Genomic DNA, 14,253 nt, shown 5'->3' on the forward strand with positions numbered 1-14,253 from the left:
GGGTTAATCAGTTGATTTGTTGCAGGATTTTGTCGGCCATTTTACCGGCTAACGTCGCCGGTGTCTCCGCAAAGCCGAAATCGTTCAGCTGGGCGACGCGCAGGCCTTCGTAACCGCAGGGATTGATCATCGAGAACGGCGCGAGGTCCATGTTCACGTTGAACGACAGGCCGTGGAAGCAGCAGCCGTTGCGGATGCGCAGGCCGAGCGCGGCGATCTTGGCTTCGCCGAGCGCATCCTTCACGTAAACGCCCGGCGCGTCGACCTTGCCGTAGCTGTCGATGCCGTAGTCGGCGAGCAGCGCGATCACGCTGTTCTCGAGCCGGCGCACCAGTTCGCGCACGCCGAAACCGAGCCGGCGCAGGTCGAGCAGGGTGTACGCAATCAGCTGGCCGGGGCCGTGATAGGTGACCTGACCGCCACGGTCGATCCTGACGATCGGAATGTCGCTGCGCTGCAGGATGTGTTCGGGCTTGCCGGCCTGGCCGAGCGTGAACACCGGCGGGTGTTCGAGCAGCCAGACTTCATCGGGCGTGGCCGCGTCGCGGGCGTCGGTGAACGCCTGCATCGCGTGCCAGGTGGTCTCGTAGTCGGCGAGGCCGAACTGTTTGACCACGGTCGCCGGCGCGGCCGCGACCTCGCTCACAGCACCATCCGCACCAGCGGGTGCGCACGCAGCGCGGCGTCGAGCGCGCGGACCTGGTCGGCGGTCTCGAAGGTGATCATCAGCGTCGCGGCGAAATAGTTGCCGGCGCTGCTCGGGCGGATCGTCAGCACGTCGGCGGTGACGCCGGGCACGTGCTCGCACGACAGCGCGAACAGCACGGCATGGAATTCGTCGTGGCTGACCTGCTTGTGGCTGATCGCCTTGATCGGCAGTTTGGCCGGGAAATCGACCAGTTCTTCGAGCGGCGGCGGTGCCGGGGTATTGGTGTTCATTGGGTATCCTTGCCGGTGCGCATCACCCCGGCCTTGAAGACCTGGTAATGCTGGTACATGGCTTTGTAGATGGGGCCGGGCGCGCCGTTTCCAACCGGGGCACCGTCGAGCGTGACGATGGCGAGCACTTCCTTGCTGCTCGACGTCAGCCAGACTTCACCGGCGCCGCGCAGTTCGGCCTCGGTGATGTCGCGTACCTGATGCGGCAGGCCGTGCCGGTCTGCGAGTTCGAGCACCAGATCGTAGGTGATGCCGGTCAGCATCAGGTTCGATGGCGGCGGCGCAAGAATCACGCCGTCCTTGACGACGAAGATATTGCTGGCCGAGCCCTCGATCAGCTTTCCGTCCCGCAGCAGCACCGTCTCGGCGACGCCGGCGTCGACGGCGCTCTGCCGGGCCAGCACATTGGCCAGCAGCGAAATCGCCTTGATGTCGCAGCGCAGCCAGCGCACGTCGGCTTGCGTGACTGCGGCGATGCCGGTCTGCACCAGTTGCGTCGGCGGTGGCGTCAGCGGATCGGCGAACGCGAAGACCGTCGGGGTCGTCGGTTCAGGTGGGAATGCATGGTTGCGTGGATAGGCGGCGCCACGTGTCACCTGCAGGTAGATCGACTGGTCGTCGAACGGCTGGCGCGCCACGATGGTTTCGATGATTCCGCGCCATTCGGCCAGCGTATGCGGATTGCCGATCCGCACCGACGCCAGGCTGGCCGCGAGCCGGCCCAGATGTTCGTTGAGCCGGAACGGCGTGCGGTTGTAGACCGGGATCATTTCGTAGATCCCGTCGCCGAACAGGAAGCCACGGTCGAGCACCGGCACGCTCAGATCGCCCAGCGGGGCGAAGCGGCCGTTCAGGTAGGCAGTGAGGTCGGGTACGTTCATGGCGACAGTTTACGCCGCCGGCATGACCGGGTCATGCCGGCGGGTTCGGTGTCAGGCGAACAGCTGTTTGAACCAGAGGCGGATCGCATCCCACGCACGGCCGAAGATGCCGGCCTCGGCCACCGGTTCGATCGCGACGACCGGGTAGTCACCCAGCGCCTTGCCATCGAGCTGGACCTTGACGGTGCCGATCTGCTGGCCCTTGGCGATCGGCGCGATCAGCGGCTGCTGGCTGGTGAACTCCAGCTTGATCTTGGCGGCATCGCCCTTCGGGACCGTCAGGTAGCGGTCTTCAAGGAAGCCGGCCTTGACGCTGTCGAGCTTGCCCTTCCACACCGGCACGGTGGCGATGCTCTGGCCGGCAGAATAGACCTTCGGTGTGTCGTAGAACTGCACGCCCCAGTTCAGCAGCTTGGACGATTCGGTCGCGCGGACCTGGTCGCTGGTGGCGCCGACGACGACCGAAATCACCCGGCGGCCGTCACGCTTGCTCGACGCGACGAGGTTGTAGCCGGCCGAGCTGGTGTGGCCGGTCTTCATGCCGTCGACGTTCGGATCGCGGTACAGCAGCAGGTTGCGGTTGCCCTGCTTGATGTTGTTGAACGCGAATTCCTTCATCGAGTAGATCGGATAGAACTCGGGGAAGTCGTGGATGATGGCCGCGGCGATCTTGGCGAGGTCGGCGGTCGTCGTGTACAGGTTCGGGTCGGTCAGGCCGGTCGAGTTCGAGAAGTGGCTGTTCTTCATCCCGAGGCGCTGGGCTTCGCGGTTCATCAGCTGGGCGAACACTTCCTCGTTGCCGGCGATGGCTTCGGCCAGCGTCACGCAGGCGTCGTTGCCGGACTGGACGATCATGCCCTTGATCAGCTGGTCGACCGTGGCCGGGGTGCGCGGGTCGAGGAACATCGTCGAGCCGCCGCTGCCGCCACCGGCCTTCATGCCGGCGGCCGACACGGTCAGCTGCTGGTCAAGCTTGAGCTTGCCTTCCTTGACGGCCTTGAACACGACATAGGCGGTCATCAGCTTGGTCAGCGAGGCCGGTTCGATCCGGGTGTCGGCGTCGCGCGCGGCCAGCGTCGCGCCGCTCTGGAAATCGGTCAGGAAATAGGCTTTGGCGGCGATGTCCGGCGGCGGCGGCGTGAAGGCCTGGGCGGTCATCGAGACGAGCGGGGCAACGAGGGCGGCGAGGGCGAGGGTACGGCGGATAGTCATTGGTGGGACAACGCTCTTGGGTAGGGGGCGGAACAAGCGGCCAAGTATAAAACCGGCATGCAGGCCGGGTCTGCCGTCATGACCGTGCAAATTGCCTTGCACTGACGGATGGCATGGGTCACGGCGTGATGGCGGTGCAGCTCATTGGAGCCATCATTCGTCCGGCAGTTCAAACGTGCCGTAACCGATGCGCCTGACCCGGCCGCTGACGCGGATCGCGCCATTGCCGGTCAGGTCGAGTTGCAGGTGGGCGAGGCGGTTGACGCCGTGCCCCTGCAGCATGGTCGACGAGAACGGCAGCGTCTGGCCCTGTCCCAGCAGCCAGCCGCCGAGGTTGGCGCAGGCCGAGCCGGTCCCGAAGTCCTCGCCGATCTGGCCGGCCTGCACCCAGAAGAAACGGGCGACGATGCCGGCCTCCGACGGAGCCCACACCAGCGCCTGGGCAATGCCGCGGCCGTTGACGGCCGCTTCGCCGAATCGCGTGATATCGGGCTGGCAGGCGAAGACGTCGCCGGCAGTGGCGACGGGCACGATCAGCTGTTCGGTCCCGGTATCGACAAAGCGGGCGCGGCCGGCAAACCGGCTGGCCGCCAGCCCGAGCGCCCCGGCCAGCACCGAATCGTCCGGCGCGTCGCGATAGCGCGGTGGCTGCGCGGTCAGCGTGACCAGTCCGTCCCGGATCGACACCGGGACGGTGCCGGACGGAAAGCGCAACGCCACTTCACCGCCGAGGCCGCGTTCGGTATCGAGCACCGCTGCGGTGCCCAGCGTCGGGTGGCCGGCAAACGGCAGCTCGTAACCGGGGGTGAAAATGCGTACGTCGGCGTCGGCCCCGGTGGTTTCTCGGGCACAGTCGCGCACGAAGGTCGTTTCGGACAGGTTGAGTTGCTGGGCAATGGCCTGCATGCGCGCATCCGAAACGCCATCGGCGTGCGGGAACACCGCCAGCGCGTTGCCGCTGAACGGGTTGCCGTCCGGCGCGGTGAAGACGTTGACGACGTGGTAATGCAGCGTGCGCATGGCGGGCTCCGGCAGGATTCGGGAGGCTCATTCAACCACGAGCCCGTTGCACGGGACAGTGACAATCCGCAGCCCGCATCGCCACCACAGCCGGCCGGCGCGCGCGGGGCTGTGTTTTGCATCGGGTCGTGGCCGCGCGCGCCTGTATAATGCAGCGTCAAGCCATCAAACCTTCCTGACTCGCGAATGATCCGCAAACTGATCGGAAAAGTGCTTCGCCGCCCCGGCAAGCGCGTCCTCCACGCCAAACATTACGGCATCCGCCGCGACCAGCTGCACTCGGGTGCACTCAAGGTCTGCGACCGTCTGCAAGCCGCCGGCTACGATGCCTACATCGTCGGCGGCGCGGTACGCGACCTGATGCTGGGTAAACATCCCAAGGATTTCGACGTCGCCACCAGTGCGACGCCCGAGCAGGTCCGCCACGTCTTCAACCGCTCGCGCATCATCGGCCGCCGCTTCAAGATCGTCCACGTGCCGTTCTACGACCGTGACGGCGAGGAAATCATCGAGGTGACGACCTTCCGCAGCGCGGCCGAAGCACCGACCGACGACGCCGGCCGCATCCTGCGCGACAACGTCTACGGCACGATCGAGGAAGACGCGTCGCGGCGCGATTTCACCGTCAACGCGCTGTATTACGACCCGAACCGCGAGGAAATCCTCGACTTCCATCACGGTGTCGACGACCTCGAGCGTCGCCAGCTGGTGATGATCGGCGACCCGGCGCAGCGCTACCGTGAAGATCCGGTGCGGATGCTGCGTGCCGTCCGGCTGGCCGCCAAGCTCGAACTGACCATTGCGCCGGCAACGAAGAAGCCGATTGCGACGCTGACCAGCCTGCTCGAGAACATTCCGAGCGCCCGGCTGTTCGACGAAACGATGAAGCTGCTGCTGTCGGGCAAGGCCTGGGCCTGTGTGTCCGCCTTGCGTGCCGAAGGGCTGCACCGCTCGCTGCTGCCGATCCTCGAGCGTCAGCTGGACGATCCGAACGCGGCCACCTTCATCCAGCGCGCGCTGGAAAACACCGATTCCCGCCTTGCCGACGACAAGCCGGTGTCGGCCGGCTTCCTGTTCGCGACGCTGCTGTGGCACGACGTCGAGCAGCTGTGGAAGAAGAAGGAAGCAGCCGGCGAGCACACGATGCCGGCGCTGGTCGCGGCGATGAACGAGGTCGACGACCGCGTCAGCAAACGCCTGGCGATCCCGAACCGTTACGGCGCGGCGATGAAGGAAGTGTGGCTGATGCAGCCGCGCTTCGAACAGCGTGCCGGCCAGCGCCCGTTCCGCCTGCTGGAGCAGCCGCGTTTCCGCGCTGCCTACGACTTCCTGGTGCTGCGCGCGCAGTGCGGTCTGGCCGACAAGGCGCTGGCCGAATGGTGGCAGCAGTTCCAGTACTGTGACGATGCGACGCGCTCGTCGCTGATCGCCAATGTCGCCGGCAGCGACAAGAGCGGTCCGCAGCGCAAGCGCAAGCCGCGCCGCAAGAAGCCCGCCGCGGCCCCGGCCAGCGGCGCGTGATGGTCGACGCTTATATCGCGCTGGGCGCCAATCTGGGCGATCCGGCGCGGCAGCTCGACGCCGCCGTCGACGCGCTCGCGCTGCTGCCGGAATCCCGGCTGATCGCCGTGTCCGATTACTACCGCAGTGCGCCGGTCGGCTATGCCGACCAGCCCGATTTCCACAATGCCGTCGCCCGGGTCACGACAACGCTGGCGGCACCGGCGCTGCTCGACGCGCTGCTCGGCATCGAAACCGGACTGGGGCGGCACCGCAGTTTCCGCAATGCGCCGCGCACGCTCGATCTGGACCTGCTGCTGTACGGCGACGCAACGCTGCACCTGCCGCAGCTGAACGTGCCGCATCCGCGCATGCACGAGCGCGCCTTCGTGCTGCTGCCGCTGCTGGAGATCGCGCCGGACGTCGTCATCCCCGGTTTCGGCCCGGCGAAGGACGGTCTGGCGGCAGTGGCCGGTCAGGCCATCGCGCGGATACCGGGCAGCGGCCGCCGGCCCTGAGCGGGATCAACTGCAGCCCTCGGCAACAATACGTATGGGCGCAGCCGCCGCACAGGTGGAATAATGCCCCTCGCGGCGGTATTACCCTGCTGCCGTGACGTCTGCCCAACCATCCACGGGATTACGCAATGAAGACCACGATTACCACGCTGCAGAAAATGAAGCAGGACGGCCAGAAGATCGTCATGCTCACGTGTTACGACGCCAGTTTCGCCACGCTGATGGACGAAGCCGGGGTCGATATCCTGCTGGTGGGCGATTCGCTCGGCAACGTGATCCAGGGGCAGACCAGCACGCTGCCGGTGACGATGGACCAGATGGTCTACCACACCCAGTGCGTTGCCCGCGGCAACCGCGAAGCGCTGGTGCTGGCCGACCTGCCGTTCGCCGCCTACCAGCAAAGCCCGCAGCAGGCGTATGAAAACGCCGCCAGGCTGATGGCCGCCGGCGCCGAAATGGTCAAGATCGAAGGCGGCATGGTGATGGTCGAGACCGTCGCCTTCCTCGCTGCCCGCGGGATTCCGGTGTGTGCGCACATCGGCCTGCAGCCGCAGTCGGTCAATGTCTACGGCGGCTTCAAGATCCAGGGCAAGACCCAGCACGAGGCCGAGGTGCTCAAGCGCGATGCGCTGGCGCTGCAGCAGGCCGGTGCGGCGATGGTGCTGATGGAAATGATCCCGGCCGATCTGGCCAAGACCGTGACCGAGTCGCTGTCGGTGCCGACCATCGGCATCGGTGCCGGCGTCGACGTCGACGGTCAGGTGCTGGTCGTCTACGACATGCTCGGCGTGTTCCCGGGCAAGAAGGCGCGCTTCGTGAAGAACTTCATGCACGGCGTCTCCAGCATCCAGGGCGCGTTCGAGTCCTATGTGCACGAGGTCCGTGCCGCGACCTTCCCGGCCGCCGAACACAGCTACTGAGGCGGCGCGATGGCCGAACGTCTCGACGCGATTTTCGCCTTCGCGCTGGAGCTGGAAAAGCTCAAGGGCATCCTGCGCCGGAACAAGCCGATCGGGCTGGACCGGCGCGAGAACACCGCCGAGCACAGCTGGCAGATCGCCATGCTGGCGATGACGCTGGCGCCCGAAGCGGTCCGCCCGGTCAACGTCGACCGGGTGCTGAAGATGCTGCTGGTCCACGACATCCCCGAAATCGATGCCGGCGACGTGATGGTCTACGACGCGGCGCAGCGCCAGGCCGCCGAAGCGCTCGAGCTGGCCGGGGCCGAGCGCATTTTCGGCCTGCTGCCGGACGACACCGGCAAGGCGCTGTTCGCGCTGTGGCACGATTTCTCGCACGGCGACGATGACGACGCGCGCTTCGCCCGTGCCATCGACCGGGTGATGCCGATGCTGCAGAACCTCAACAACGGTGGCCAGAGCTGGCGCGAACACGGCATCCGCGTGTCGCAGGTGGTCGCGATGAACCAGCCCAAGGTCGAGCCGGTGTTGCCCGGCGTCTGGGCGAAACTGCGCGCCGGTCTCGACGACGCCATCGCGCGCGGCGACCTGCAACCCTGAACGGAGTGACGAAGTGAACGCAGCCCTTGATCTGTCGCCGTACCTGAACGCCAGCGAAGTCGTCGATTTCGACCACCTGGACGTCGCCGCACTGGCCGAGTCGCTGGCGGCGCCGACCCAGCTCGAAACCGCGCGCAACTGTTTCAACTGGGTGCGCGACCGGATCGAGCACTGCATCGATTTCAGCCGGGAAGAAGTGCCGGTATCGGCGTCCGACACGCTGGCGACCGGCACCGGCTTCTGTCACGCCAAGAGCCATCTGCTCGTGGCACTGTGGCGCGCCAACGGTCTGCCGGGCGGTTTCAGCTACCAGCGGCTGACCTGGGACGGCCCGATTCCGCCGTACTGCCTGCACGGCTTTGCCGCAGTCTGGCTCGACGGCCACGGCTGGTACCGCTGCGACGCGCGCGGCAACAGCAAGCCCGGCATCGACTGCCAGTTCACGCCCGGCGCCGAAAACCTCGCGTATCCGGTGCAATACGCCGGTGAATGCACATATCAAGAAGTCTGGGCCGAACCGTGGCCCGAACTCGTCGACCGGCTGCAAGCGTGCGACAGCGTCTCGCAGTACCGCGCCCGGCCGATCGACCTGAATCCGCCTGTCTCCGAGTGAACGACATGAAAATCATCCACACGATCAAAGAACTGCGCGAATGGCGCAAAACCGCCGGCACCGTCGCCTTCGTGCCGACGATGGGCAACCTGCACGCCGGCCACATGGCGCTGGTGCGCGAAGCCCGCGAGCGCGCGCAGTCGGTGGTCGTCAGCATCTTCGTCAACCGGCTGCAGTTCGGCCAGGGCGAGGACTTCGACCGCTATCCGCGCACGCTGAGCCACGACGCGTCGCTGATCGAGCACGAATGCCCGCACGCCGTGGTGTTCGCGCCGGACGAGAAAGAGCTGTATCCGCACGTGATCCAGCAGTACAAGGTCGAACCGCCTGCGCTGCAGGACGAGCTCTGTGGCGCGTTCCGCCCGGGGCATTTCCGCGGTGTCGCCACCGTGGTGAGCAAGCTGTTCAACATCGTCCAGCCGACCGTGGCCTGTTTCGGCAAGAAGGACTACCAGCAGCTGTTCATCCTGCAGCAGATGGTCGAAGAGCTGAACATGCCGATCGACGTCGTCCCGGTCGACACGGGCCGTGCCGGTGACGGGCTGGCGCTGTCGTCGCGCAACAGCTATCTGTCGGAAGCCGAGCGCGCCGAAGCGCCGCGGCTCTATCACCACCTGACGCGGATGCGTGACGCGATCGCGTCGGGCGAGCGGGATTTCGCCCGGCTGGCCGAGGAAACGATCGAGGATCTGGTCCGCCACGGCTGGGTCGTCGACTACGTCGAAACCCGCAACGCCCGGACGCTGAAGCCGGCGGTGCACACCGACCATGCGCTGGTGATCCTGCTGGCGGCGCGGATCGGCTCGACACGACTGATCGACAATATCGAAATCCAGTGCTGAGCGTTTGCCGCGGCTGCGGAGAATGAACGCGCTGAAATGAAAGAAGGCTCCTGCGGGAGCCTTCTTTCTTTGGGTTGCTGCCAAACAGGGAATGATGCCCCAGCTGCCGTTACATGTCCTGGCGGCTGACCGGCTACGTACGAACGACCGTTGCCGATGCCAGCTCTTGCTCGTTTGGCGCTTGGAACATGCTCTCGGCGAAAGCGAACATCGCCGGCGTGATGGCGACTGCATAGGTCTGGCCTCGCTCGGCATTCCGGTGTTCGACACGCTTCTGGCGCACGGCCTGTTCCGCCATGACGTAGTGCAACCGGGCCTGAACGTTCTGGTTCGACGCAAAAGCGTACGCGGTGTCTCGCCGGGCCTGGCGGATGAAGCCGAGGTCAAGAATCACCACGCCACCGGCTGACAGGATGTGCGAACTTGTTTCGTAGATCATCGATTCGCAACGATCAACACGATCCGAAAACCATGAAGGGTTCATCGTCTTGAGGTCGACCTCCGGATTCAGGTCGGGCTGAAAGAGCTTGGCCATCCATTGGTCAATGGAAAACACGACGCCGTTCGACTGCTCGGCCAATTGGTACGAATAGCTTGTTTTCCCTGCGCCAACAGGGCCGCATACCAGGTGAAGGCGATGATGATCGTTCATGGTTTCCTCTGCTTGCTGGCAGTTGTTCCCGAGACGCGAGCTTGATGTTTCAAGATGACAGGCCGATTTAAACCGGTCCCGACTGGGCGAAGCATCCGGCCGGGAGCAGACTCTCTGCGGAATCCCATACCTGAATTTCGACATAGAGTTCGAAATCCGTTTCCCAGTATTTTTCATACGGAACCAGATGGTCGTTGGCCGGCAGACCGAAGCGATCCAGCATCTGTTCCAGCTCGCCAAGCAGGAAAACCTGGTTGTAGTACGGCTTGTCGGGCCGGCTCACGGTCATGAAGCTGTCGGGGAAGGTGAGCGACGTCGTTTCCGGATCGAGGCGCGACAGGGGAATCCGGATTTCGTGATGCAGCTCGTTGAGCCCCTTGAACCATGGCGACGCGCCGAGCGTGAGATAAACCGGATAGTCGCGCGCGGGTTTGCCGCCCCGCTCAATGAACAGCGCCCGTAGCCTGTCTTCGGTGAATTTTCGTCTTTGAATGTATTCACGCCCGAACCGCCGACGGTAGCCGGGTTCTCTTTGATGCCGGGTCAACAACTCATGGAAAACCGGATTGTCATCGCCGCCAGGAAGATCGGAAAGGGTCTTGAACGGGCCGTTTTCCGGAAGATAGTAGTGTGATGCAAACGAAGGAATATTCATTGCAGCATTCTCCGGCGTCATGGCGACTAATAATCAATTAGCGTCAATTTGCGAGGCAACTTCGGTTTGTGCGAATTGTTGGCTCACGCCGTGTTGTTAGCCAAGAATATCTGCGCCTCTATAACCCTCCGGTACGCCTTGAACCAGAAATACTTCTCCCTCCGTATGTTCGGTACGCAGAGGGCGAATTGCCTTGTAGGCATCGGATTCGTACCAGCTTTGGGCCTGCGCCATGGAGGGAAACTCAATGACAACCAGGTCACTGGACCATGCACCTTCAAGCGGTTGATAGGGACCGCCATGTACACGGTACTTGCCAGAGAAAGGGGCCAACGTGTCGTCGATACGTTGCAAGTACTCCTTGATCTCGTCACCAAACCGGGTTTCACGTATCACGGCAACAGCATAAGCAGGCATTGATTGCTCCAAAGCATACTTGAATGTATCTGGCGATTTAGCAATTAAGCTGGCAGGCTTGAAAAACCTTAGATTACATAATTAATTGTCTATGCGTAATGTACGCTAAAAGTATCTCGACCTTTTTTGCCTGAATTGCCGAGTCATTGCTTTACCGCCTTGCCAGCGCCAGCATCCCGCCAACGGCAAAAAACGCCGTGCCGCAGAAGCGGTTGAAGCTGCGGATCCGGCCGGGACGGTGCAGCCAGGCGGCGAGGCGCGTGCCGCCGGCGGCGTAGGCAACCTGCCAGCCGGCCTCGATCACGAAGAAGGTCAGCAGCAGCAGCGCCCATTGCGGACCCTGCGCCAGCTTCGGATCGACGAACTGCGGCAGGAAGGCGGCGGCGAACAGGATGGCCTTGGGGTTCGACAGTGCGACCGTCAGCCCGAGCCGGTAGCGTGCCCACGCCGAATCGCCACGGATGTTCGGTTCCTCGAGCGTGTCGCCGGCGCGCCAGCACTGGATGCCCAGATAGATCAGGTAGGCGGCGCCGACGAGCTTGAGCAGCAGGAACAGCTTGGCGGAGGCGGCGAGAATGGCGGCAAGTCCGAACGCCGACAGCGTGAACAGCAGCGCCAGCCCGGTCAGCGCGCCAGCCATGGTCGACAGCGTCGGCTGCCAGCCATAACGGGTGCCGTGGCTGAGCATCAGCAGCATGTTCGGCCCCGGCGTGCCGGAGATGAAGAACGTTGTCGCAACGAAGGCAAGCCAGAGTTCGAGGTGCATGGTGTCGGGCATGGGGCGTGGTCAAGGTGTCCAGCCTAGGCGGCAGTGCTCTGTCGCGATAGTGGCAATCCGCCGGATGGGGGCGGGTTACAGTTCCGCCAATGAAAAAGGGCAGCCCGCCGGGCTGCCCTTTGCCGTGACCGGCGTGGCTTACTGTGCCAGCACCAGCACGCCGTCGGCTTCGACCAGCGCACCCTTGGGCAGTGCGGCGGCCTGGATGGCGGCGCGGGCCGGGAACGGTGCGCTGAAGTAGTCGCCCATGATTTCGTTGAGCTTGGCGAAGTTGGCCAGATCGGTGACGAACACGCCGAGTTTGACGATGTCGCCGAGGTCGCCGCCGGCAGCCTGACACACCGCCCGCAGGTTCTTGAATACCTGATGGCATTGCGCTTCGAAGCCGTCGACCAGGGCGCCGCTCTGCGGGTCGAGGCCGATCTGGCCCGACAGGTAGACGGTATCGCCGACCTTGACGGCCTGCGAGTAGGTACCGACGGCGGCCGGCGCATGATCGCTGTGGATGATGGTCTTGCTCATGAGGCGTTTTCCGGTGGCGTTGTAGAGGCCGCTATTGTAGCGACGATTGCGCCCCCGGCGCCGATATCTGCCGGTCATCGGCCCGGCATCCATTGATTTGGCATATCCCGCTTGCGTCGCGCGGAATGGCGAACTCTAAAGAGGAAAGATGCGCCTTCGGCGTGTCCTTACTGACTCTCTTGAAGGAGTACGTCATGCAGACGGTTCTTCGCCACCGGGCCGCGCTCGTCGTTGCGGCCGCCACCCTGACTTTGCTCGGCGGTTGTGCGAGCGACAGCGCGCTCAAGGCCGCTGTCGACAAGGCTCAGGCGACCGCTGATCAGGCGCTCGCCAAGGCCAATGCCAATGCTGCCACCGCGAACAACGCGGCAGCCATGGCGCAGCAGGCCAACCAGAAGTCCGACCAGGCCCTGGCCGAGGCGAAAGCGGCACGGCAGGAAGCCGCCGCCGCCAACGAAAAGGTCGATCGGGCGTTCAAGAAATCGATGATGAAATGACGGGTGACGCGGGGCGCGCCACCGTGCGTCCCGCTGGCGACCGCAGCTGCTGGGTTGCCGGGTCAGCGGATTTCGATCCGCATGCCGACGTCGGCCCACTCGCCGAAGGCGGCCAGTGCATCGTTGTCCAGCGCCACGCAGCCGTCGGTCCAGTTGAACGAACGGTGAATGTCCAGGTTGCCGAGGCCGACGCCGTGAATGCCGATCCAGCCACCGAGAATGGAGCGCTGGACCGCACGCTGACTGGCGTCATTCTGCGCCACGATCAGGTCGCGGGTGGCGGCGGAGAGCCGTCCGTCGCGGAACGCCTGCTCGGCTTGCGCGGTCAGAGGGTAATCCAGCTCGTAAAAGGTGACGAAGCGATGCGACTTGCGAATCGCCCGGATTCGATAGTGGCCGCGGGGCGTCGTGTTGTCGCCGCGGTAATGCACGTCGGACACGCCGCCGCTGCCGAGGGCGACGTGATCGACCGTGAGCAGCGCCACGCCCGAGGTCGAAAAAACGGTCAGCGTCTGCGCGCCGGTATCGACCAGCGCCCAGGGCTCGGCAAAGGCGCTCAGGCTGGCGAGCAACAGCACGGGCAACAACAGACGGATGCGCATCATCGGACTCCGCGGCAGGCGCCCGGGGGCGTGCTCGGAGCACTCGCCGGGGCGGCCATGCTGGTTTCGACCATTGCCGGTGCGGCAACGTTCGCTTTACCCAAGGATGGCAGCACCGTGGTCGGTGAAGTCAAGGTCGTCGTGCCGACACCCGACAATACGCTGCTCGACCTGATGCGCCATTTCGATCTGGGTTACGACGAAATCACCAGCGCCAACCCCAGGGTATCGGTGTGGACACCGAAGGCGAACACCCGGGTGGTGATTCCGACCCGGTTCATCCTGCCGCCCAAACCGTGGGAAGGCATCGTCGTCAACATTCCGCAGCGGCGGATGTACTACTTCCCGGTGCCGAAGAAAGGCCAGCCGGCGCAGGTGATCACCTATCCGATCAGCATTGCCCGCGAGGGCTGGTCGACCCCGTTGGGCACCAGCAAGGTCACCGCCAAATACCGCGATCCGGGCTGGTTCGTTCCCAAGAGCATCCGCGACGAACACCGCGAGGAAGAGGGCGTCGAGCTGCCCGAGTATTTTCCGCCCGGCCCCGACAATCCGATGGGCATGCTGGCGATGCGTACCGGCTGGCCGGGCATCTACCTGCATGCGACCAACCGGCCGTGGGGCATCGGCATGCGCACCAGCCACGGCTGCATGCACCTGTATCCGGAAGACGCCGCCGAGCTGTTTCCGCAACTGAAGGTCGGCACGCCGTTCCGGGTGATCAATCAGCCGGTGCTGGTCGGCGACGCCGGCGGGCAGGTCTGGATGGCGAGCTATGACGGTGTCGCCGAGTATCCGGATCAGCCGGCGCCGGCGACGCTGGCAGCCAGCCTGCTCGACCAGCGCATCATGGAAGCGGTACTGGCCGGCCAACCGCTGGATCAGGACCGGGTGCGCAAGCTGCTGGCGGACCCCAGCGCGATACCGCAGTCCCTGAATGCCGACAGTCCGGCGCTGTCCACCGCGCTGGCGGCACTGCCGGCCGAATCATACGCGTTTGCGCCCTATGGCATTGATGCCAACGATGCATCGTTGCCGGAGCCGCGCCAGCATCGCGACGATGCTGCGTCGGTTGCGCCGTGAGC

At 64.7% G+C, this 14,253-nt stretch carries 19 protein-coding genes; 8 read left to right on the forward strand and 11 right to left on the reverse strand.

The features are described 5' to 3' along the window. Nucleotides 1-7 precede the first annotated feature (7 nt). The 5 genes from lipB to JMJ54_RS15695 all read right to left on the reverse strand — a co-directional run bounded on the left by lipB (nt 8) and on the right by JMJ54_RS15695 (nt 4,052). Nucleotides 8-646, reverse strand: a complete 639-nt coding sequence (gene lipB / locus JMJ54_RS15675; RefSeq protein ID WP_308438020.1) for a lipoyl(octanoyl) transferase LipB — start codon at nt 644-646, stop codon at nt 8-10. Beyond that, the gene (locus tag JMJ54_RS15680) at nt 643-939 is read right to left on the reverse strand and encodes a YbeD family protein (protein WP_203539498.1); all 297 of its coding nucleotides are present in this window, start codon (nt 937-939) and stop codon (nt 643-645) included. The genes lipB and JMJ54_RS15680 overlap by 4 nt, the downstream gene beginning before the upstream one ends. Then, on the reverse strand, nt 936-1,820 hold the full coding sequence (locus JMJ54_RS15685; RefSeq protein ID WP_203539499.1) for a D-amino acid aminotransferase: 885 nt from the start codon (nt 1,818-1,820) through the stop codon (nt 936-938). The genes JMJ54_RS15680 and JMJ54_RS15685 overlap by 4 nt, the downstream gene beginning before the upstream one ends. 51 nt (nt 1,821-1,871) lie before the next feature. Next, nucleotides 1,872-3,032: a D-alanyl-D-alanine carboxypeptidase family protein gene (locus JMJ54_RS15690; RefSeq protein WP_203539500.1), complete on the reverse strand. Its 1,161-nt coding sequence runs from the start codon at nt 3,030-3,032 to the stop codon at nt 1,872-1,874. A 153-nt stretch (nt 3,033-3,185) separates the two neighbouring features. Continuing rightward, nucleotides 3,186-4,052 (reverse strand): PhzF family phenazine biosynthesis protein, encoded by an 867-nt coding sequence (locus JMJ54_RS15695; RefSeq protein WP_203539501.1) that lies wholly within the window; start codon nt 4,050-4,052, stop codon nt 3,186-3,188. 186 nt (nt 4,053-4,238) lie between these two features. On the opposite strand from JMJ54_RS15695, the gene pcnB reads away from it, so the two are divergent. The 6 genes from pcnB (at nt 4,239) to panC (ending at nt 9,045) form a co-directional block, all read left to right on the forward strand. Then, on the forward strand, nt 4,239-5,573 hold the full coding sequence (gene pcnB, locus JMJ54_RS15700) for a polynucleotide adenylyltransferase PcnB (RefSeq protein WP_203539502.1): 1,335 nt from the start codon (nt 4,239-4,241) through the stop codon (nt 5,571-5,573). Continuing rightward, entirely contained in the window at nt 5,573-6,070 is a 498-nt protein-coding gene (gene folK / locus JMJ54_RS15705) for a 2-amino-4-hydroxy-6-hydroxymethyldihydropteridine diphosphokinase (protein ID WP_203539503.1), read from the forward strand. The genes pcnB and folK overlap by 1 nt, the downstream gene beginning before the upstream one ends. A gap of 128 nt (nt 6,071-6,198) precedes the next feature. After that, nucleotides 6,199-6,990 carry a 3-methyl-2-oxobutanoate hydroxymethyltransferase gene (gene panB, locus JMJ54_RS15710; RefSeq protein WP_203539504.1) on the forward strand — a complete coding sequence of 264 codons (792 nt, stop codon included), beginning with the start codon at nt 6,199-6,201 and terminating at the stop codon, nt 6,988-6,990. Nucleotides 6,991-6,999: 9 nt separating this feature from the next. Next, complete coding sequence (locus tag JMJ54_RS15715) at nt 7,000-7,590, forward strand: HD domain-containing protein (protein WP_203539505.1); 591 nt, start codon at nt 7,000-7,002, stop codon at nt 7,588-7,590. 13 nt (nt 7,591-7,603) lie between these two features. Further along, the gene (locus JMJ54_RS15720) at nt 7,604-8,203 is read left to right on the forward strand and encodes a transglutaminase-like domain-containing protein (protein ID WP_203539506.1); all 600 of its coding nucleotides are present in this window, start codon (nt 7,604-7,606) and stop codon (nt 8,201-8,203) included. A 5-nt stretch (nt 8,204-8,208) separates the two neighbouring features. Further along, nucleotides 8,209-9,045 carry a pantoate--beta-alanine ligase gene (panC, locus tag JMJ54_RS15725; protein ID WP_203539507.1) on the forward strand — a complete coding sequence of 279 codons (837 nt, stop codon included), beginning with the start codon at nt 8,209-8,211 and terminating at the stop codon, nt 9,043-9,045. A 133-nt stretch (nt 9,046-9,178) separates the two neighbouring features. On the opposite strand, the gene JMJ54_RS15730 is transcribed toward panC, so the two are convergent. The 5 genes from JMJ54_RS15730 to JMJ54_RS15750 all read right to left on the reverse strand — a co-directional run bounded on the left by JMJ54_RS15730 (nt 9,179) and on the right by JMJ54_RS15750 (nt 12,069). Next, nucleotides 9,179-9,697, reverse strand: coding sequence for a P-loop nucleotide/nucleoside kinase family protein (locus JMJ54_RS15730; RefSeq protein WP_203539508.1), 519 nt, complete (start codon nt 9,695-9,697; stop codon nt 9,179-9,181). Between the two features lie 67 nt (nt 9,698-9,764). Continuing rightward, entirely contained in the window at nt 9,765-10,352 is a 588-nt protein-coding gene (locus JMJ54_RS15735; protein WP_203539509.1) for a hypothetical protein, read from the reverse strand. Between the two features lie 96 nt (nt 10,353-10,448). Continuing rightward, nucleotides 10,449-10,769 (reverse strand): DUF1330 domain-containing protein, encoded by a 321-nt coding sequence (locus JMJ54_RS15740; protein WP_203539510.1) that lies wholly within the window; start codon nt 10,767-10,769, stop codon nt 10,449-10,451. Nucleotides 10,770-10,920: 151 nt separating this feature from the next. After that, a complete protein-coding gene (locus tag JMJ54_RS15745; protein ID WP_239000132.1) occupies nt 10,921-11,547 on the reverse strand; it encodes a LysE family translocator in 627 nt (208 codons plus the stop codon). Nucleotides 11,548-11,685: 138 nt separating this feature from the next. Continuing rightward, complete coding sequence (locus JMJ54_RS15750) at nt 11,686-12,069, reverse strand: Rid family detoxifying hydrolase (protein ID WP_203539511.1); 384 nt, start codon at nt 12,067-12,069, stop codon at nt 11,686-11,688. Between the two features lie 194 nt (nt 12,070-12,263). On the opposite strand from JMJ54_RS15750, the gene JMJ54_RS15755 reads away from it, so the two are divergent. After that, nucleotides 12,264-12,566 (forward strand): Lpp/OprI family alanine-zipper lipoprotein, encoded by a 303-nt coding sequence (locus JMJ54_RS15755; RefSeq protein ID WP_203539512.1) that lies wholly within the window; start codon nt 12,264-12,266, stop codon nt 12,564-12,566. 62 nt (nt 12,567-12,628) lie between these two features. On the opposite strand, the gene JMJ54_RS15760 is transcribed toward JMJ54_RS15755, so the two are convergent. Next, nucleotides 12,629-13,171, reverse strand: coding sequence for a L,D-transpeptidase family protein (locus tag JMJ54_RS15760; protein ID WP_203539513.1), 543 nt, complete (start codon nt 13,169-13,171; stop codon nt 12,629-12,631). Nucleotides 13,172-13,198: 27 nt separating this feature from the next. Between JMJ54_RS15760 and JMJ54_RS15765 the strand changes: the two genes are divergently transcribed. Beyond that, nucleotides 13,199-14,251, forward strand: coding sequence for a L,D-transpeptidase family protein (locus JMJ54_RS15765; protein ID WP_308438021.1), 1,053 nt, complete (start codon nt 13,199-13,201; stop codon nt 14,249-14,251). Nucleotides 14,252-14,253: the final 2 nt, after the last annotated feature.

It is taken from the genome of Jeongeupia naejangsanensis, assembly GCF_016865585.1.
Classification (GTDB): Bacteria; Pseudomonadota; Gammaproteobacteria; order Burkholderiales; family Chitinibacteraceae; genus Jeongeupia; species Jeongeupia naejangsanensis.

Coding starts and splice junctions, on each gene's coding strand:
- JMJ54_RS15680 (WP_203539498.1), bottom strand. CDS start 939: ATGAACACCAATACCCCGGCACCGCCGCCGCTCGAAGAACTGGTCGAT.
- JMJ54_RS15685 (WP_203539499.1), bottom strand. CDS start 1,820: ATGAACGTACCCGACCTCACTGCCTACCTGAACGGCCGCTTCGCCCCG.
- JMJ54_RS15690 (WP_203539500.1), bottom strand. CDS start 3,032: ATGACTATCCGCCGTACCCTCGCCCTCGCCGCCCTCGTTGCCCCGCTC.
- JMJ54_RS15695 (WP_203539501.1), bottom strand. CDS start 4,052: ATGCGCACGCTGCATTACCACGTCGTCAACGTCTTCACCGCGCCGGAC.
- pcnB (WP_203539502.1), top strand. CDS start 4,239: ATGATCCGCAAACTGATCGGAAAAGTGCTTCGCCGCCCCGGCAAGCGC.
- folK (WP_203539503.1), top strand. CDS start 5,573: ATGGTCGACGCTTATATCGCGCTGGGCGCCAATCTGGGCGATCCGGCG.
- panB (WP_203539504.1), top strand. CDS start 6,199: ATGAAGACCACGATTACCACGCTGCAGAAAATGAAGCAGGACGGCCAG.
- JMJ54_RS15715 (WP_203539505.1), top strand. CDS start 7,000: ATGGCCGAACGTCTCGACGCGATTTTCGCCTTCGCGCTGGAGCTGGAA.
- panC (WP_203539507.1), top strand. CDS start 8,209: ATGAAAATCATCCACACGATCAAAGAACTGCGCGAATGGCGCAAAACC.
- JMJ54_RS15730 (WP_203539508.1), bottom strand. CDS start 9,697: ATGAACGATCATCATCGCCTTCACCTGGTATGCGGCCCTGTTGGCGCA.
- JMJ54_RS15735 (WP_203539509.1), bottom strand. CDS start 10,352: ATGAATATTCCTTCGTTTGCATCACACTACTATCTTCCGGAAAACGGC.
- JMJ54_RS15740 (WP_203539510.1), bottom strand. CDS start 10,769: ATGCCTGCTTATGCTGTTGCCGTGATACGTGAAACCCGGTTTGGTGAC.
- JMJ54_RS15745 (WP_239000132.1), bottom strand. CDS start 11,547: ATGCCCGACACCATGCACCTCGAACTCTGGCTTGCCTTCGTTGCGACA.
- JMJ54_RS15750 (WP_203539511.1), bottom strand. CDS start 12,069: ATGAGCAAGACCATCATCCACAGCGATCATGCGCCGGCCGCCGTCGGT.
- JMJ54_RS15755 (WP_203539512.1), top strand. CDS start 12,264: ATGCAGACGGTTCTTCGCCACCGGGCCGCGCTCGTCGTTGCGGCCGCC.
- JMJ54_RS15760 (WP_203539513.1), bottom strand. CDS start 13,171: ATGATGCGCATCCGTCTGTTGTTGCCCGTGCTGTTGCTCGCCAGCCTG.